The 17553-nt window shown below is 65.9% G+C and carries 14 protein-coding genes; 6 read left to right on the top strand and 8 right to left on the bottom strand.

Translation table 11 applies throughout. The annotated features are described in order from the left end of the window. The first annotated feature begins 17 nt into the window (after positions 1-17). A complete protein-coding gene (locus C7I55_RS18330; protein ID WP_106514471.1) occupies positions 18-479 on the top strand; it encodes a GlcG/HbpS family heme-binding protein in 462 nt (153 codons plus the stop codon). A 538-nt stretch (positions 480-1017) separates the two neighbouring features. Here C7I55_RS18330 and C7I55_RS18325 read toward each other — a convergent pair. Beyond that, on the bottom strand, positions 1018-1233 hold the full coding sequence (locus tag C7I55_RS18325; protein ID WP_106514470.1) for a type II toxin-antitoxin system Phd/YefM family antitoxin: 216 nt from the start codon (positions 1231-1233) through the stop codon (positions 1018-1020). A 383-nt stretch (positions 1234-1616) separates the two neighbouring features. Here C7I55_RS18325 and C7I55_RS18320 point away from each other — a divergent pair, with 383 nt between their 5' ends. Together C7I55_RS18320 and C7I55_RS18315 are read left to right on the top strand one after the other, a co-directional pair. Next, complete coding sequence (locus tag C7I55_RS18320) at positions 1617-1952, top strand: hypothetical protein (RefSeq protein ID WP_106514469.1); 336 nt, start codon at positions 1617-1619, stop codon at positions 1950-1952. Between the two features lie 140 nt (positions 1953-2092). Further along, positions 2093-2329, top strand: a complete 237-nt coding sequence (locus C7I55_RS18315; protein WP_146151067.1) for a hypothetical protein — start codon at positions 2093-2095, stop codon at positions 2327-2329. 176 nt (positions 2330-2505) lie between these two features. Here the strand turns inward: C7I55_RS18315 and C7I55_RS18310 are convergent, their stop codons facing one another. The 6 genes from C7I55_RS18310 to C7I55_RS18285 all read right to left on the bottom strand — a co-directional run bounded on the left by C7I55_RS18310 (position 2506) and on the right by C7I55_RS18285 (position 10035). After that, entirely contained in the window at positions 2506-3576 is a 1071-nt protein-coding gene (locus C7I55_RS18310; RefSeq protein ID WP_106514467.1) for a ribonucleotide-diphosphate reductase subunit beta, read from the bottom strand. Positions 3577-3751: 175 nt separating this feature from the next. Beyond that, positions 3752-5632 carry a ribonucleoside-diphosphate reductase subunit alpha gene (locus tag C7I55_RS18305; protein WP_106514466.1) on the bottom strand — a complete coding sequence of 627 codons (1881 nt, stop codon included), beginning with the start codon at positions 5630-5632 and terminating at the stop codon, positions 3752-3754. A 694-nt stretch (positions 5633-6326) separates the two neighbouring features. Continuing rightward, positions 6327-8228, bottom strand: a complete 1902-nt coding sequence (locus C7I55_RS18300; protein WP_233222285.1) for a M1 family metallopeptidase — start codon at positions 8226-8228, stop codon at positions 6327-6329. Positions 8229-8376: 148 nt separating this feature from the next. Next, complete coding sequence (locus C7I55_RS18295) at positions 8377-8985, bottom strand: phosphatase PAP2 family protein (protein ID WP_106514464.1); 609 nt, start codon at positions 8983-8985, stop codon at positions 8377-8379. Next, the gene (locus C7I55_RS18290; protein ID WP_199192903.1) at positions 8972-9697 is read right to left on the bottom strand and encodes an HAD family hydrolase; all 726 of its coding nucleotides are present in this window, start codon (positions 9695-9697) and stop codon (positions 8972-8974) included. Before C7I55_RS18290 ends, C7I55_RS18295 begins: the two co-directional genes overlap by 14 nt. Positions 9698-9825: 128 nt before the next feature. Further along, complete coding sequence (locus C7I55_RS18285) at positions 9826-10035, bottom strand: hypothetical protein (RefSeq protein ID WP_233222284.1); 210 nt, start codon at positions 10033-10035, stop codon at positions 9826-9828. Between the two features lie 110 nt (positions 10036-10145). Here C7I55_RS18285 and C7I55_RS18280 point away from each other — a divergent pair, with 110 nt between their 5' ends. Further along, positions 10146-12128, top strand: a complete 1983-nt coding sequence (locus C7I55_RS18280; protein WP_106514463.1) for a putative bifunctional diguanylate cyclase/phosphodiesterase — start codon at positions 10146-10148, stop codon at positions 12126-12128. A 360-nt stretch (positions 12129-12488) separates the two neighbouring features. Here C7I55_RS18280 and C7I55_RS18275 read toward each other — a convergent pair whose 3' ends face one another. Continuing rightward, positions 12489-13427, bottom strand: coding sequence for a crotonase/enoyl-CoA hydratase family protein (locus C7I55_RS18275; RefSeq protein WP_106514462.1), 939 nt, complete (start codon positions 13425-13427; stop codon positions 12489-12491). 498 nt (positions 13428-13925) lie between these two features. Between C7I55_RS18275 and C7I55_RS18270 the strand changes: the two genes are divergently transcribed. Together C7I55_RS18270 and C7I55_RS18265 are read left to right on the top strand one after the other, a co-directional pair. After that, a complete protein-coding gene (locus C7I55_RS18270) occupies positions 13926-15629 on the top strand; it encodes an Hsp70 family protein (protein WP_106514461.1) in 1704 nt (567 codons plus the stop codon). Next, positions 15626-17380, top strand: coding sequence for a J domain-containing protein (locus tag C7I55_RS18265; protein WP_106514460.1), 1755 nt, complete (start codon positions 15626-15628; stop codon positions 17378-17380). The genes C7I55_RS18270 and C7I55_RS18265 overlap by 4 nt, the downstream gene beginning before the upstream one ends. Positions 17381-17553: the final 173 nt, after the last annotated feature.

The following is a 17553-nucleotide window of genomic DNA, read 5'->3' as shown; positions in this document are numbered from 1 at the left end:
ACTTGGGAGGGGAAGAGATGAAGACGTTCGTTGCTGCAGCCTGCCTTGCCGCGCTCGGTACCTCGGCGCCGGCGCAGGCTCCGCGGCCGGTGCTGACCTATGACAGCGCCGCCAGGATGCGCGACGGCTGCCTGGCGTTCGCCAGGGAGAACAAGCTGTCGGTCGCGATCGCCGTGCACGACGAGGCGGGCCGCCTGCTCACCTTCGCGCGGATGGACGAGGCGTCGACGGCGGTGTCGGACATCGCCTCGTGGAAGAGCCGCTCGGCCGCGACCTACGGCTATCCCAGCGCCGACACCGCCCGCTGGAACGTCCCCACCGCCCCCGGCATCGCCACCGCCGGCGGCGGCCTCCCCGTCTTCACCGCGGACGGCCGCCCGCTCGGCGCGATCGGCGTGTCCGGCTCGCCAACCGAAAGCGACATCGCCTGTGCCGAAGCGGGTATCCGCGCGGCGGGGCTGCGGGCGACGCGGCCTTAGCGAGCGCCTCCCGAGCCCGGGATGGTTCGGCAATCTGGCGCGATGGCCCCGCGCGCTCCTCCGACGGCGGCGGATGGCTTAGGGGCAGTCCGGTAGGCGCGAAGGCGCGCAGAACGCGATAACGCAGCGGGGCCGCAGCGAAGCCCTTTCCTCTTCTTTGTGTTTCGTGTCTCTTCGTGGCATCGTGTGGCAATTCGGCTTCGTCCCAGCGCGGCGCGACGGCCGAATGCCGAAACTCTGTCACTGCAATGCGCAGGCGGTTAGCCCCGAGGAACGCAAAACGCCTGCACCGTAGGCCGTCCATGGGCCGTGTATGGGCTGTCCCGAGGAGGTTCGACTTGCCGCCGCAGCACATCGCGGGCGCGCTGACATCCGGCGCCTGTGCGGTACTCAATTCGAGTCATCCCCTTACCATCGGAAATGACAAGAGTGTGTGGCCCCGCCCCTAACCGCTCAGGCGCGGGCGTCTCTTGCTTGTACCGGTCCCAAGGTCCGCTCCCGGCCGGGGCGGCTTGTGCCAATAGAAGTATCACGAGCATCACAGGGGTTGGTCCCCTATCGGTTCGTCGAAACGGGCATCGATCGCGATCTTTCCCCGAAGCGCGCCGAACTGCCGTCGGCCACGCGGCGTCACCGGCACCAGGCGCACCAGCGGCACGCCGCGGCGGGCGATGACCACCTCGTCGTCATTCAGCGCAGCGGAGATGAGTCGCGACAAATTGGTCCTGGCATCGCGTACGGAGAATTGCGCCACGGCGGCCTCCTTGATGCAGGAAATAGCTGATGCGCACGATTCAAGACAAGCGTGAGCGGGTGCGGAGACTCCGCGCCGAGACACGGCCGAAAGCCGAATCCCTGTTGTCCCGCGGGTTCAGGTAGGTCACCGGCCTGACGAGAGGAGCTGGAATTCGCCGAGGAATGGATGCACTGTCACCGGAACTCTATCAAGGTGGAATCGCTCGGAATCGGTGCACTGTCACCGGAACCCCGATCAAGGTGGAATCGCTCGAAATCGGTGCACTGTCACCGGAACCCTGTCACCGGAACCCGTCACCGGAACCCGCCCACTGGAACCTGCCAGCACCGGAACCCGCGACTTCCGTTGCGGACTCAGTCTGCACACGCCAGACTGGATGCATGCGGAACATCCAGATCATCAATGGCGCGCGCAATGCGACCTTCAGCCTGTTCCAGGCGACCGACGAGGAATTCGCCGCGATCTTTCCCGACGATCAGGACATGGCACTGATCGAGGATGTGGTGACGCGGCTGGGAGAGAGCGAAGCGGGGAACATCCTCTCCCGGATCTGGGAACGCCCGATCCTGAAGAGGGACGCACAAGGGATTCACGGCACGTTCTTCTACGATTGGGACGATCGCAGAGAGATTCTGCCGGTCACCAGGAGGGAGGTCGATTGGGACGAGCGCTCGATCAACGCTGCGCAACGCCGGCTTTTTCAAGCGGCGCGTTGAGGTTCCATTATATCGAGCGGGGTTTCACCGGTATCCTGTAGTGGGAAATCGATGCACTGTCACCGGAACCCACCGGAACCCCGATGCTTGGTATGACCTGATAATCGTGATTGATGAAACGAGGACATGGATTGGATCGGGTGCTCCCCCCGATCGCGCGGCGGACTCTCGAGGAGATGCCGACCGGCGCCTTGCTGGCACGGCTCGAGCGGCTGCGCTGGTGCGAGGAGGAGCGGGAGTGCAGCGATCTTACCGAAGCCGAGATTGGCTCTGCGGCCGGTCTGATCCTGTTCAAGGCGGACCCGATGTGGGGCGTCGCCTATGCCGACGTGAAGGCGGTGCTGGCCACGCGGGAGCATTGCGTTCGCAAACCGTGACCACGGCACGAGTTGAAGTTTGCGTCTCCCGCAGGTGTTCGGACTGGAAACCTGAGTCTAAGGCCACAACTCCGAAGGACCGCTGAACTCTCGCTCAGCGGTCAACCCCTGAAGCTGTTCTCGTGAGGCTCGTGCGTGGCCTTCCGCTGATGCAAGAAGTGTGGGCTGACGGCTCGTTACTCCGCCGCAACCCCCGCCCGCGAGAACATATCCCCCTCCGGTTGCGCCACCGGCTCGGCCGCGGCGATGACCGCGTCGTTGGCCGCCTTGGCGCTCTTCCTTCGGTCGAAATTGTCCCAGACTTCGCCCCAATTGCCGCGGGTCGCGGCCTTGGAATATTCGGTGGCGCGGGTTTCGAAGAAATTGGCGTGCTCGACGCCGTTCAGCAGAGGCGCGAGCCAGGGGAGCGGGTGCTCCTCGATCATGAAGATCGGGCGCAGGCCCAACTGGCTGAGGCGCCAGTCGGCGATGTAGCGGATGTAGCGCTTGATCTCCTTCGGAGTCATGCCGGGGACCGGGCCCTGCTCGAAGGCGAGATCGATGAACGCGTCCTCCAGGTCGACGGTGGTGTGGCAGACGTCGCGGATGTCCTTCTTCACCGCGGCGGTCAGGCAATCGCGCTCCTTAGTGAAGGCGTGGAACAGGTTGATGATGCCTTCGCAGTGCAGGCTCTCGTCGCGTACCGACCAGGAGACGATCTGGCCCATGCCCTTCATCTTGTTGAAGCGCGGGAAGTTCATCAGCATCGCGAAGCTGGCGAAGAGCTGCAGCCCCTCGGTGAAGCCGCCGAACATGGCCAGCGTCTTGGCGATATCCTCGTCGCTGTCGACTCCGAAGGTGGCGAGATAATCGTGCTTGTCCTTCATTTCCTTATACTGAAGGAACATGCCGTATTCGCTCTCCGGCATGCCGATCGTGTCGAGCAGATGCGAGTAGGCGGCGATGTGCACCGTCTCCATGTTGGAGAAAGCGGCGAGCATCATCTTGACCTCGACCGGCTTGAAGATCCGGCCGTATTTCTCGTGGTAGCAATCCTGCACCTCGATGTCCGCCTGGGTGAAGAAGCGGAAGATCTGGGTGAGCAGGTTGCGCTCATGCTCGGTCAGCTTCTGCGCCCAGTCACGGCAATCCTCGCCGAGCGGCACCTCCTCGGGCAGCCAGTGCAGCTGCTGCTGGCGCTTCCAGAATTCGAACGCCCAAGGGTATTCGAACGGCTTGTACTGCTTGCGGGCTTCGAGAAGGGACATCGGTTTACTCCCGATCAGAAAAAGGTGGCGCGGCCGGTGGGGCGCGTGGATCCCCTCTCCCCTTCAGGGGAGAGGGTGAGGGAGAGGGGCAGACTGGGGGCGCATGTCGGGAGGCGAAGGAGGGTCGACCGACTCCCCCTCTCCCAACCTCTCCCCTGAAGGGGAGAGGAGTAGATCACTGGCACGCCAAACATTCGTCATAGTCCGTCGTCGCCGCCAGCTCGATCTGCTTGAGGTCGGGCGTGTTGTCGGCTTCGACGCCGCCGGCGAAGCCGGCGCGCTGGACCGACTTGGAGCGGAGATAGTAAAGCGACTTCACGCCGAGCTCCCAGGCACGGTAGTGGAGCATCAGCAGATCCCATTTGTCGACGTCGGCCGGGATGAACAGGTTCAGCGAGGTCGCCTGGTCGATATAGGGCGTGCGATCGGCCGCGAGCTCGATCAGCCAGCGCTGGTCGATCTCGAAGCTGGTCTTGAACACGTCCTTTTCCTCAGGCGTGAGGAAATCGAGGTGCTGGACCGAGCCGCCGCGCTCAAGGATCGACGACCAGATGCCTTCCGAATTCTTGGATTTCTGCTTCAAGAGCTCTTCCAGATACGGATTGCGGATCGAGAAGGAGCCGGACAGCGTCTTGTGGGTGTAGATGTTGGCCGGGATCGGCTCGATGCAGGCGGAGGTGCCGCCGGCGATGATCGAGATCGACGCGGTCGGCGCGATCGCCATTTTCGAGCTGAACCGCTCCATCACGCCCATGTCGGCGGCGTCCGGGCACGGCCCGCGCTCGTGCGCCAGCATCATCGAGGCTTCGTTCACCTGCGCGCTGATGTGGCGGAAGATGCGCATGTTCCACGATTTCGCCATCGCGCCTTCGAACGGGATGCCGCGCGCCTGGAGGAAGGAGTGGAAGCCCATCACGCCGAGACCGACCGAACGCTCCCGCGCCGCCGAATATTTGGCGCGCGCCATCTCGTCCGGCGCACGCTCGATATAGTCGCTGAGCACGTTGTCGAGGAAGCGCATCACGTCTTCGATGAAGCGCTTGTCGCCGTTCCACTGGTCCCAGGTCTCGAGGTTCAGCGACGACAGGCAGCAGACCGCGGTGCGGGCGTTGCCGAGATGGTCGATGCCGGTCGGCAGGGTGATTTCCGAACAGAGGTTCGACGTCGACACCTTGAGTCCGAGATCGCGCTGATGGCGCGGCATCGTCGAATTCACCTTGTCGATGAAGATGATGTAGGGCTCGCCGGTCTGCAGCCGGGTCTCGACCAGCTTCTGGAACAGGGCACGGGCGTCGACCTTGGCGCGCTCCGAACCGTCCTTGGGGCTGCGGAGAGTCCATTCGGCGCCGTCACGGACCGCTTCCATGAACGCATCGGTGACCAGCACGCCGTGGTGGAGATTGAGCGCCTTGCGGTTGAAATCGCCCGAGGGTTTGCGGATCTCGAGGAATTCCTCGATCTCCGGGTGCGAGATGTCGAGATAGCAGGCGGCCGAGCCGCGGCGCAGCGAGCCCTGGCTGATCGCGAGGGTCAGCGAATCCATCACCCGGACGAACGGAATGATGCCCGACGTCTTGCCGTTGAGGCCGACCGGCTCGCCGATGCCGCGGACATTGCCCCAGTAGGTGCCGATGCCCCCGCCGCGGCTGGCCAGCCAGACATTCTCGTTCCAGGTGCCGACGATGCCTTCCAGGCTGTCGTCGACGCTGTTCAGATAGCAGGAGATCGGCAGGCCGCGTCCGGTGCCGCCGTTGGACAATACGGGCGTCGCCGGCATGAACCAGAGCTGCGACATGTAATCGTACATGCGCTGGGCGTGGGCCTGATCGTCCGAATAAGCCGAGGACACCCGGACGAACAGATCCTGGTAGGATTCGCCGGGCAGCAGATAGCGGTCGCGCAACGTGTCCTTGCCGAATTCGGTGAGCAAGGCATCGCGGCTGCGATCCACGTCGAGCGCGTACAGAGCCGGCTTGGCGGCCGGCCTGGTCTCGGTCGCGTCCAGGGTCAGATTGAGGTCGCCCGATCCGACGTCGCTGCTGCCGCTAAGATCCATCGCTCAAACCCCTTGTTCTCAATTCGTTCTACGGGCCATAGCCCAAACAAAGCGCGTTTGCGAAGGGGGCGCGGCGCTTGTTCGATCTTGTCCCCGATATCCACAGGACAAGGCTCTTCCGTGTCCGGACCAAGATGGTGACCGTCGCACGGTGATACAAGTTGTAGCGTCGCCCCCGTGGCAGCGCCACTACCATTAGTGAAGCATCTCGAATCCGCCGCCAAGAGCCTTAATGAGTTATCCACGGATTTCGTGTGCCCGGATGCGATGAAAGGAGGCGGTTTTCGCTTGCAAATCAAGGGCGCGGCGAAGGTCCGGGAGTCGCTTTTTTGCGACGAACGGTTGGGCGGCGGTGGGGCGTGCGGATGGGGGGATGGAAACTAGGGATTGTGGTTGGGGGGCGGGGTGGATTACGGGCGTGGGAGCGGACCGTGGCGGGGGTTTCTCCGCCTTGTGCCTTGCGTGCCCATCCTACTGCCCCTCCCCCGGTCATCCCGGCGGAAGCCGGTATCCCGCTCCCCGGCATGCGGCGCACGGCCCGCTCTCCCTTCGTTCGTCATCCCAGCGGAAGCTGGGATCTCGGCGCGGAAAGACACAGGGCTCTTCATCCACATGGGCGCGAACTCGCCATGGGATCCCAGCTTTCGCTGGGATGACGGGTTGCAGTGGGGGAGAGATAGAGCCGGACGCCCCCCTATTTTACCACCTTGTCGACCGCGCTGGTGGTGACCGCATGGTACATCGGGCGTGCCCTGGCATAGAGCCGGCGGGCGATCGGCTGGCCCCAGTCGCCCTGCCCCATCAGCGTTTCGAACAGCGGGGCGACGAATTTGCGGCGGCCCATGGCGAGCAGGAAGCGCTCGGCGGCGGGCACCGCCGGTTCGTAGCGGTTGGCGAGGGCGAGCTGGAGCCAGGCGAACAGGGTTTCGGCATTGCCGCTGTCCGACAGCTTGAAATTGCGATCGAGCTCGGCGAGGCGGGGCTGCGGCAGCGTTCGGGGCAGCGCGTTCAGGAAGCGGAGGCGCTCGGCGGTGGTCCAGCCGCCATAGGGCACACGCGCTGCGGCGCCGCCGGCGTTGAACGCGGCGACCGCGGAATCGACCGGCGCGAACGCGGTCGCATCGGGCCGGGCGGCGTTGGCGGGGAGGCCGGGCTGATAGACCCATTGGTCGAGCAGCAGGCTGCGCTCCAGCGCCTGATCGCCGCGGACGAGATTGGCGCGCAGATCGGCGAGGAAGCGGGCCGAGGTCATCGGCTGGAAGGCGTGGCGATCGAAATAGGAGGTGAGATAGGCGTCGAAGCGGGCGCGGCCGACGCTGCGTTCGAGCGTGCGCAGGAAGGTCGCGCCCTTGTCGTAGACGATGCCGCCCGAATCGGCGCCGCTGTCGTCGTGCAGACGCGTTCCCGCCGCGTCGGGACCGAGCTCCTTCAGCGCCTTCTCCATGTCGGCCCACGACAGCCACGCCTCCTGCGCGGCGCGGCGGGGGCCGTAGAGCGCCTCCATGATCCGGTTCTCGAAATAGGAGGTGAAGCCCTCGTTCAGCCAGCTGTCCGCCCACACGGCGTTGGTGACGAGGTTGCCGGACCAGCTGTGCGCGAGTTCGTGCGCGACGAGGCCGTTCAAGCTGCGGTCACCGGCGATGAAGGTCGGCGTGAGGAATGTGAGGGTCGGATTCTCCATCCCGCCGTAGGGAAAAGCGGGCGGCAGCACGATCATGTCGTAGCGTCCCCAGCGATAGGGGCCGTACAGGCCTTCCGCGGTCTCGACCATCTTCTCGGTATCGACCAGCTCCGCCGCGGCGGCGGGCAGGGTCGCCGGCTCGGCATAGACTCCGGTGCGCGGGCCGAGCGGCTGGAAGGTCAAATCGCCGACCGCGATCGCGATCAGATAGGGCGCGACCGGCTTGTCCATGCGGAACCGGAAGGCGCGGGTGCCTGTCGCCGCCGGCTCGCCCTCGGGAGTCAGCCGCTCGCCGCTCATCACCGCGCTCAAGGGCTCCGGCACGACGATCCGCGCCTCCCACGTCTGGCGGATTCCGGGGCTGTCCTGGGTCGGGATCCAGGTGCGGTTGAGGATCGCCTGGCCCTGGCTGAACAGGAAGGGATGGACCTTGCCGGCGGTCTGGGCGGGCGACAGCCATTGCAGCGCCTCGGCGCCGGGCGCGCTCGCATAAGCGATCCGAATTTGGCGGGCACCCTGGAGCTGGACGGTGAGCGGGGCGCCGCGGTCGGCATCGGCGGCGCCGAGCGCGTGCGGGAGCGCCCGGCCGCGATCGTCGGTGACCGTCCGGATCTCGAGGCCCTTCGTATCAAGGACGATCTGCTTCGCGTCCCGGGTCGCCGCGACATCGAGGGTGGCGGTGCCCGAGAGGCGCCTGGCGGCGAAATCGGCGGCAAGATCGAGCGCGACATGGGTGACCCGCGCCTCGGCGGGGCGGGCGTAGCTGGACGCATCCCGGGCGTCCTCGCCGGTGAGGATCGGCGCGACCGTCGGCGCCGGCGTTGCGGCGGCGGTTTGGGGCTGCGCCTGTTCGGCGGCGGGCGTGCAGGCGGCGGCGTACGCGAGGATCGGGAGAGCGAGGATGGATGGGCGCAAGACGGGACTCCTGGGGCGCTGGAAGCTGGCCGGACGTAGGACAGCGCCGCGGCGTGCGCCAGTGGGACGAGGTGCGTTTCGCCCAGAGGGCGGCCTGTTTGGCGGCCGCATGTCAGCAGGGCAGCGGTGCGGCCAACCCCTGCCCTTCCTAGCCGGGATGGGGCGTTTTCTTGAGGGCGTCGGAGGAGAGTACATGCCCGCCGAACTTGACCGCGCCTTCCACCAGCGCTTCCGCCGCCAGGCCGATGGCCACCCCGGCCCCGACGTCGCTCGGATAATGGGCGCAGCGGGGGATCTGGGCGAGCGACAGGATCGTGCCGGCGACGGCGGCGGCGCCCTTGTGTTCGGGATAGTCTCTCGCGAACGCGCGGGCGACGGCACTGGCACCGGCGGCGTGGCCGGAAGGGAAGCTGGATTCCTCTTTCTCGTGGCTGCGGCCGGGAGCGAGGCGGTGATCGGTTTCGGGATCGCCGAGCGAGCGCGGGCGGGTGCGGTCGATGCGGTGCTTGACGAAATCCTTGGCCCAGGTGGCGAGCGTATGCGCGGCGAGCATGCGGGTTCCGGCGAGAACGAGGCGGCGATCGCGCTGGAAGACGCCGAGCGCGATCACGCCGCCGCAGAGGATGCGCAGCTGCGGCTGATCGCCGAGATCGGCGAGCCGCTCGAATAGGGGATGATCCTTGACCGGCTCGACCGCCGCGACGGTACGTGCATCGGCCTCGAGGATCTGCTCGGCGGCGGCCTCAAGCGTCGACATCGGCACCTGCACGGACAGAGGAGGACGCAGAGGCGGCGAACGGGCCGTCGGCGTAGCGGGCGAGCAGATCGCGTGGGCCGTCGAACAGGGCGAACGCGCCCGCCTCGGTCAGCGATTCGTCGGAGAAGCCGCCGGAGCGAACGCCGATCATCCGCACCCCGGCGCCGGCTGCCGCGATCGCGTCCCAGGGCGTGTCGCCGATCACCACCGCCTGATCGGCGCCGAGCGGCGCGATCTTGCCGAGCGCGGCGGCAAAGATGTCGGGACAGGGCTTGGAGCTTTCCGCATCGTCGCGGCTCGTCGTGGCGAAGACCAGGTCTTCGCAGCCGATCAGGCTGAGGTGATGGGCGACTTCCTCACCACCCGCCGACGAGGCGAGGACGATCTTCACGTCGTCGGCGACGAGGCGTTCGAACAGATCGCGCACGCCCGGGAACGGCACCGCCCGGGCAAGATAGCGCTGCATGAACAGGGTGCCGCGGAATTCCTCGATCGACTCCCGCCGATCGTCGGAGACGTCGCCGAGCAGCGTCGGGATCAGATTGTCGCCGCCCTTGCCGATCTGCTCGCGGATGACCTCGAGGCTGATTTCCTGGCCGAAGTGGCGAAAGGCTTCCTGCCAGGCGGCGGCGTGGAGATCGTTGGTGTCGACGAGCGTGCCGTCGACATCGAAAAGGGCGGCGCGGATCGGGGGCGTGGGGGTAAGGATCATGGCCGCCCAACGCCGGGCGGCGCTCGGGTTTCCGTGTCCGTTCGATCATTTACAATAGCCACGCCGGCAATCACCGGCTTTTCCGTGCAGCTCCCGGGCGCCGCGCCCCTCCGGGATCGCGCGGAAGGTCAGCCCTGGGGGACGGCGGTACGGAATTGGAGGAGGGCGCCTTCGGCGACGAGGCCGTCGATGCGCGGGTAGCGGCCGATGAAGCGCTCGACGCCGCGCGAGACGCTGAGATGCCAGGGGGCACCGGTGCAGGAGGTGAGGACGAGCTCGACGCGGGCGGATTCGCGGGCGATCAGGCGATGGGTGAACTGGGACATGGCGTTACGCATGCCAGCCAAAGCTTCACAAATGCTTTCCGTTCCCACGCGGGGTGCAGCCTTAATAAGGATTAAACACCTTTTTGGCAGAAGCGCCTTACCGGGAGGCTTTTTTGACGGGAATGATCGGCAAGCTGCGCGAGATCGGGAAGATCGATCGGACGGTCGCAAACGAGGTTCGTCGCGCGCTGGTGGACACTCTGTACACCTCGTCGACATCGCTCGGCACCGGCGCCGTCGGCGGGGCCGCGGTTGCGGCGGCGATCGCGTTCGACACGGGCGACCCGTGGCTTCGCGCCATCGCCGTGGCCGTGCCGCTGACCGGCGCGCTGCGCATGATCCACACCGTGTTCCTGCACCCGAAGCAGACCGACGGTGCGGCGCAGAGCGCCCGATCCGAGGTCGTCTACGAGTTCGGCGCCTTCGCCTATGCGCTGCTGCTCGGCATCATGGCGTTCACCACCCTGATGCGATCGGACGACGCACTCCACCACCTGCTCGCGGCGGTGACCACCAGCGGCTATGCGGCGGGTATCTGCGGGCGCAATGCCGGCCGGCCGGCGATCGCCATCGGTCAGCTCACCCTCGCTTCCGGGCCCCTCGCCATCGGCCTGTTCGCATGCGGCGACCCGCTGCGGATCGTGCTTGGCATCGTCATCGTCGTGTTCATGATCGGCATGATCGACATCACCCTGCAAACCTATTCCGCGGTGCTGAAGGCGATGACCGCGACCCAGGAGCAGAAGCGCCTGACCGCGCGGTTCGAGCGGCTGGCGCGGTTCGACACCATGACCGGCCTCGAGAATCGCGGTGCCTTCCAGGAGCGGCTCGAGATCGAGCTCGCGGACGCGATCGCCACGGGCGACAAGCTCGCAGTTCTGTGGGTCGACCTCGACAAGTTCAAGGACATCAACGATTCGCTCGGGCATCCGACCGGCGACCGGGTGCTGTGCACGATGGCGCGGCACCTTTCGTCCATCGCGGAAGGGCGCGGCGCCGTCGCCCGCTTCGGCGGCGACGAATTCGTCATGCTCGCCCGCGGTCGATCGACCCGGTTCGTGCAGGATCTGGCCAAGGAAGTGATGCGCAGCCTGTCGGTGCCGATGAGCATCGACGGCGTTTCGCTGCAGGTGACCGGATCCGTCGGCGGCGCGATCGGCCCGGACCACGGCACCGACGCCGACGTCCTGCTCCAGCATGCCGACATGGCGCTCTATCATGCCAAGGAGAACGGCCGGAACGATTTCTACCTGTTCGAGGAATCGATGGAGCACCAGTTCATGGAGCTGCGCAACCTCGAGGCGGCGTTGCGCGGCGCGATCGAGCGTGAGGAGCTGGAAGTCCATTATCAGCCGATCATCAACCTCAAATCCGGCAAGGTCACCTGCTGCGAAGCGTTGCTGCGCTGGACTCATCCGGAGCTCGGCCCGATCAGCCCGGCCAAGTTCATCCCGATCGCCGAGAGCACCGGCCTGATCACGCCGATCAGCCACTGGGTGCTCGCCCAGGCCTGCGAGGCCGCCGCGCAATGGCCCGGCGACGTCAGCGTCGCCGTCAACATGTCCCCGGCCTTGCTCAAGGACATCCACCTGTCGCACATGATCCTGTCGGCGCTGTACACGACCGGACTTCCCGCGGAGCGACTGGAGCTGGAAGTCACCGAGAGCGTGCTGCTGGAGGACAATGTCCAGGCGAATTCGGTGATCCGCGAATTCCAGAAGATCGGCCTCAAGCTGTCGATCGACGATTTCGGGACCGGCTATTCGTCGCTTGCCTATCTGAAGCGCTATCGTTTCGACAAGATCAAGATCGACACCAGCTTCATCGCCGACGTCACCCGATCGAAGGAGGCGCGGGCGATCATCAACGCGCTGGTCGGCCTTGCCGACGAGCTCGACATGGAGATCGTCGCCGAAGGAATCGAGACCGAGACTCAATTGGGCTATGTGATGGGTGCGCGCTGCACCGCCGCCCAGGGCTTCTATATCGGCCGCCCGGCCCCCGGCGACGCGATCCTGCGCCGGCTGACCGCCCAGGCGCAGGGCCAGACCTGGCTGCGCGAGGATCTGTCGTCGCCGAACGAGGCGTTGCTTCGGATCGCCTGAAGGGCGGGCGTCGAAGCTCCCCTGACCTGCGGCAGAGAAGCAAAGAGCAGGTTTCGACGGGCTCAGACCGAACGGGTGCGTGGATTTATGCGATCTTTGCCGTCCCGGCCGCCCCGGCCTTCACTCTCGCTTCCCGTCATACCGGCGCAGGCTGGTATCTCAGGACGGAAGCGTACCGGTGCATGCCATACGCACCGGCGCGAGCCTTCGACGGGATACCGGCCTGCGCCGGTATGACGGTGGGGCGTGGAGAAGAATGCGAGGGCTTCGACAGGCCCCACGACTTCGCTCGGAGAGCCTCAGCCCGAACGGGGGCTGGTGCGGGTTGGGACGGGGAGCAATTCCCACGTCCCAACCCGATCACACGGTGGCGAGGCGGGATTGGGCGCCGACGAGGCGCTTCATCATCTTGAGGTCGGTCGGGGTGAGGCACAAAGCGGCGTCGGCCCAGACATCGACCACCGACTGCAATTCGTCGAGGGTGATCGGGTCGACCAGGGCAGATGCCTGATAGATGCCGCGGTGACCGCTCTGCTTGCGGCCGTTCCTGGCGATATAGGCCCGGACGGCCTCCTCGCCGCAACCGGGATCGGCGAGCACGTGGACGAGGCCGAGCTCGTACATCTCCTCGGCGGTGTAGAGCCGGTTGGAGAGCATCATCTGCTCCGCCCTTGCGAGGCCGAGCTTTCGGGCCAGCAGGCAATGCGCGCCCATGCCCGGGAACAGTCCGAAGGCGATCTCCGGCAGGCCGAACTTGGCGCCCTTTTCGGCCACGATGACGTTGAACGACAACATCGCCTCAAAGCCGCCGCCGAGAGCATCGCCCTGGACCAGCGCAATCGAAACCAGCGGCAGATCGAGCGCCCGCATGTTGTTGTGCAGAATCGCAACGCAATCGCGGCCATATTTGACAAGTCCGGCACGATCGCCGCGGCTAATGAAGCCACCGAAGAGATCGAGATCGCCACCGAGATTGAACACGCCCGGAAAACGCGAGCCGAGCACAAGATATTTGATCCCCGGATTGGCTCCGGCGAACTCTCGCTGAATCTCGGTCTGCCAACGCTGGAAGTCGCGAAGCATCGCCGGATTGAAATTGGGCCGGTCGACCGGTGTCATCCACGTCCAGAGCGTTTCCGACTCCCCGTCCCAACGAACATCGAGCTGGCCGAGGTCGAACAGGCGCGAGCCGGGCGAGAGACTCTTGGGCGTAAGCTTGGGCTGCTCAAGCCCTTCGTTGGGGCCGCCCGGCAGCGGGACGGCATCGCCGGCCGGCTTCAGGCTGAAATACTGATTCATCGTTTGCCCCCAGGGAATTGGTTTACACGCTTGTAACCCTATCCGACAGCGTTGGACAATTGCGTGACAGGGCTCCCGACACGTTAGTTCCCCGACTGTTGCAGCAAGGTATCGTTAACCATGCTCCCTCCCCAGCCCCTGTCCCGAGCCGCGCGACCGCGACCAGATGCAGGGAAAACAGGTGTTTAGACGGTTAAATACCTGTTATCACGCGACAGTCGGGCGAGGCCGGTCAATGGCTCTCGAGGCATTTTCCGCAAATGTTGCAGCGCACGCCGAAGGTCCGTTGTCAGCTTTCGGGACGATCGCGCCGGGGCGGTTAATCGGCCTTCATCACGCTTTGCCGCGAAGTCGTGAAAAGTTCACCGCTCCAGCCGACGCGGGAGGAGCAACGCCGGCCGCGATGCCCGAATCGGGACATCGCGGACGAACGCTGCGTCCCCTCTTTTCGCGGCGAAGGAGTCGCGGCTAAGCTCCCCGGACCTGGGGGAGAAGATCGTGATTGTCGGTATCGATCTTGGCACGACCAATTCGGCCGTGGCCATTTGGCGCGACGGCGCCGCATCGTTGATTCCCAATAGCCTGGGGGACGTGCTGACGCCGTCCGCGGTCAGCATGACGGAGGACGGGACGATCCTGGTCGGCGTCGCCGCGCGCGATCGCCAGTCGACTCATCCTGCGCTCACCGCGACGGCGTTCAAGCGGCTGATGGGCGCGCAAAAGCCGGTGATGCTCGGCCGGACCCGCTTCTCGGCCGAGGAGCTTTCGGCGCTGGTGCTGCGCAGCCTCAAGGCGGATGCCGAAGCCTATCTGGGAGAGCCGGTCGAGAGCGCGGTGATCACCGTCCCCGCTTATTTCAACGATCGCCAGCGCAAGGCGACCCGGCGCGCGGGCGAGCTTGCCGGCCTCAGGGTCGAGCGGCTGCTCAACGAGCCGACGGCGGCCGCCCTCGCTCACGGCATCCACCAGCGCGAGGACAAGGAGCCGTTCCTGGTCTTCGATCTCGGCGGCGGCACGTTCGACGTGTCGATCGTCGAGATCTTCGACGGAATCATCGAGGTGCGCGCCTCCGCGGGCGACAACCGGCTCGGCGGCGAGGATTTCAACGACGTGATGGTTGAGCTGGTCCGCGGCCAGCTCAAGGGTGTGGATGCACTTCCGCTCAGCAACAGCGAATTGCGCGAGATCATGCGGGCGGCGGCCGAGCGCACCCGTCGCGGGCTGACCGAGGCCGACACGGCGCCCTTCTCGCTGGTCTGGAAAGGTCGGGAGATCAGACGAGACGTGCGTGCCGACGCGTTCGCGGAGGCCGCCGCCGGACTGATCGCGCGACTGCGCGAACCAGTGCTTCGATCGATGCGCGACAGCGGCATCCGCACCGAGCAGTTGAGCGAGGTCATCCTCGTCGGCGGCGCAACCCGGATGCCGATCGTCCGGCGGGCGGTGACGCGGATGTTCGGGCGCTTCCCGAATGCGTCGATCGATCCGGATCATGCGGTGGCGATGGGCGCTGCCGTCCAGGCAGGCCTCAAGGCCCGGGATTCCGCGCTCGAAGAGATCCGGCTCACCGACGTCTGCCCCTTCACCCTGGGCGTCGATACGGTCGAGTTCGATCGCCTCGGGCGGATGCACAGCGGTGTCTTCTGCCCGATCATCGAGCGCAACACGGTGATCCCGGCGAGCCGCGTCCACGTCTTCTCGACGGTTCGGGACAACCAGCCGGTCGTGGAATTCGGTGTCTATCAGGGCGAGGCGCGTCAGGTCGACGCGAATGTGAAGCTCGGCCAGCTCAGCATCCCGGTGCCGCCCCGCCCGGCGGGCACCGTGCGGATCGACTGCCGCTTCTCCTACGATGTGAGCGGACTGCTGGAGGTCGACCTTACCATTCCCGAGACGGGCGCGAGCAAGCAGCTCGTCATCTGCGACGATGCGGACGCGCCGGACGACGCCGCGATTGCAGCGCGGCGCGAAGTGCTCGCGGCACTCAAAGTCCATCCCCGGGAAGATGCGGCCAACGCTGCGACGCTCGCGCGGGCCGAGCGTTGCTACGAGGCCTTTCTCGGCGAACGCCGCGACCATATCGGCCAGATGATCATCGGCTTCGAAGGCGTGCTCCAGAAGCAGGATCCCAAGCAGATCAAGGAGGCGCGGGACGAGATCGAGCGGCAGCTGGATGCGCTCGAGGGGGAACGCTTCCTGTGACCGGCGAGGATTGGACCGAACTCGGTCTGGCGCCGACCGCGGACCATCGCGAGATCCGCAAGGCCTATGCACGCCGGCTGAAGACGATCGATCCCGAAGCGGATCCCGACGCGTTCATCCGCCTGCGCACGGCGCGGGATCGGGCGCTTTCCCAAGACCCCGACCGGCAATTCGCCGTGACAGGCGCGCGCACCGACGCCGAGGCCGCCATGGGCGTCGGCAATGGGGAGGCCCCGGACGCGGACCCGAATCTGGAACCCGCCGCCGACGCCGAGGTGCAGCCTGCTGCCGCACCTGACACTTCGGAGGAGGCTCCACCCGAGCCGGTGCTGCTGGCCGCACCGTTCCAGCGCATCGAAAGCCTGCTGTTCGATCCCGATGTTCGTCCGGATCCGATCGAGCTTCAGCAGATCGTGACGGAAATCCTCGCCGATCCCGCGCTCGAACGGATCGACATCGCCCAATGGGTGGAAGGTTTCCTCGCCGACACGATCGTGCGGGGAACGCCACTCTCCGACCCGATGATCGACCCCGCAGCCGCGCATTTCGGGTGGGGACAGGACGGCAACCAGATCTCGCGGCCGCCGATCATCGACTGGATCCTCCAGCGGCGCGAGGATTCGATTTTCGAAGCGGGGCTGATCGCCGGATCTCCGGAATATGCGACCATTCTGCACGCATTGCGCGCTCCCCCGCCGACGCAGCTCGGCGAACGACAGGTCCGGCGCCAAAGCGTCCGCGTAGAATATCTCCTGTCCTACTTTCAGACGCTGCATCCGACCATGCTGGCGACCCTGGACCAGCAAAGCATCCAGTTCTGGAGCGATCGCTTCGTTGCGGAGGGCGCCGGGAACGGCTTCGCCCGCAAACTCCGGGAGTGGGAGAAGGACCGGATCTGGAAGCGCGGTCTCTGGCCGGTCGAGCGACGGGGCGATTGGCTGATCGCCCTGTGCATTTTCCTGATGCCCTACTTGTTCGCCTGGGCGCTGCTTCGCCCGGGCTACAGCCGCGTGGCCCGGTTCGTTGGCTTCGGCTGGATGATCCTGGTCGTAGCTGCGATGCTGACTAATCCCGACAAGCCGTCCGAGTTGAAGGAAGCGCCCGCTCTCGACCTTGAACGAACCAGACTCGTCTCGTCCGAGCACGACCTTCCTCCGCTGCTCAGCGACTATGCGGGCCCCGAGCTCACCCTCGGCGCGATGAAGACGAGGAACAAGCCGCTTCATGATCTTCTGGTCCAGCGTTGGACCGCGCTGCGGGCCGGTGACCGTCGCACCTGGGATCTCGAACGATCGGTACGCGAGACGCTGAACGATGCTTTGGGCGCCGGCCTTCGCGGAGGTGAGTACGATATCCATCGCCGTTTCTGGCAATTCCGAGTGGATCGGGCGCGCACCTTCCAGCAGGAGGATGCGGCCAAATGTGACGCCTTCCTGGAAGGCACTTTGCCCGGCCAGGTTTTTCCGCCCGAGATCGAGGAGGAGCGCCGTGCACTGGTGCGTGAGGTTCTCCTTCGTCCTCTCAGCAATGCTCCGCCGAGGCGTACCGGAACCTACCGCATCCCCGGCAGTGTCGTTGCCGACGCACGGGCACTCTCGAAGCTCGGCGCGCCAAGGTTCGATGCCGCGCTCGAACGGCGCGGAACCGCTGCGGAGCATTGCGCGGTGGGCATTGCTCTCATCGAGGCCGCGATTAGCGCACCGCGGAAAGTCGGTCGAACCCTGCTCAAGGATATGTCGAGCGCGTTGTGAGGAGCGTCGGCGGCTGAACGGAAGTGGCGTCCCGGCGGGGGGAGGAAAGACCCGCGCCGGGACGCCGTTTGCAGGACCCGTCTCTCTCAGTCCTGGCCCATGAACGTTGCACTCGCGTGCCTGTTGCGGGGTCCGCGACGATACGTTTCCGGGCGCGGACGACCCGAGTCCGC

Source organism: Allosphingosinicella deserti (assembly GCF_003012735.1).
Lineage (GTDB): Bacteria > Pseudomonadota > Alphaproteobacteria > Sphingomonadales > Sphingomonadaceae > Allosphingosinicella > Allosphingosinicella deserti.
The sequence above is the reverse complement of the archived record's forward strand: the minus strand, read 5'-3'. Positions and strand labels throughout refer to the sequence as shown.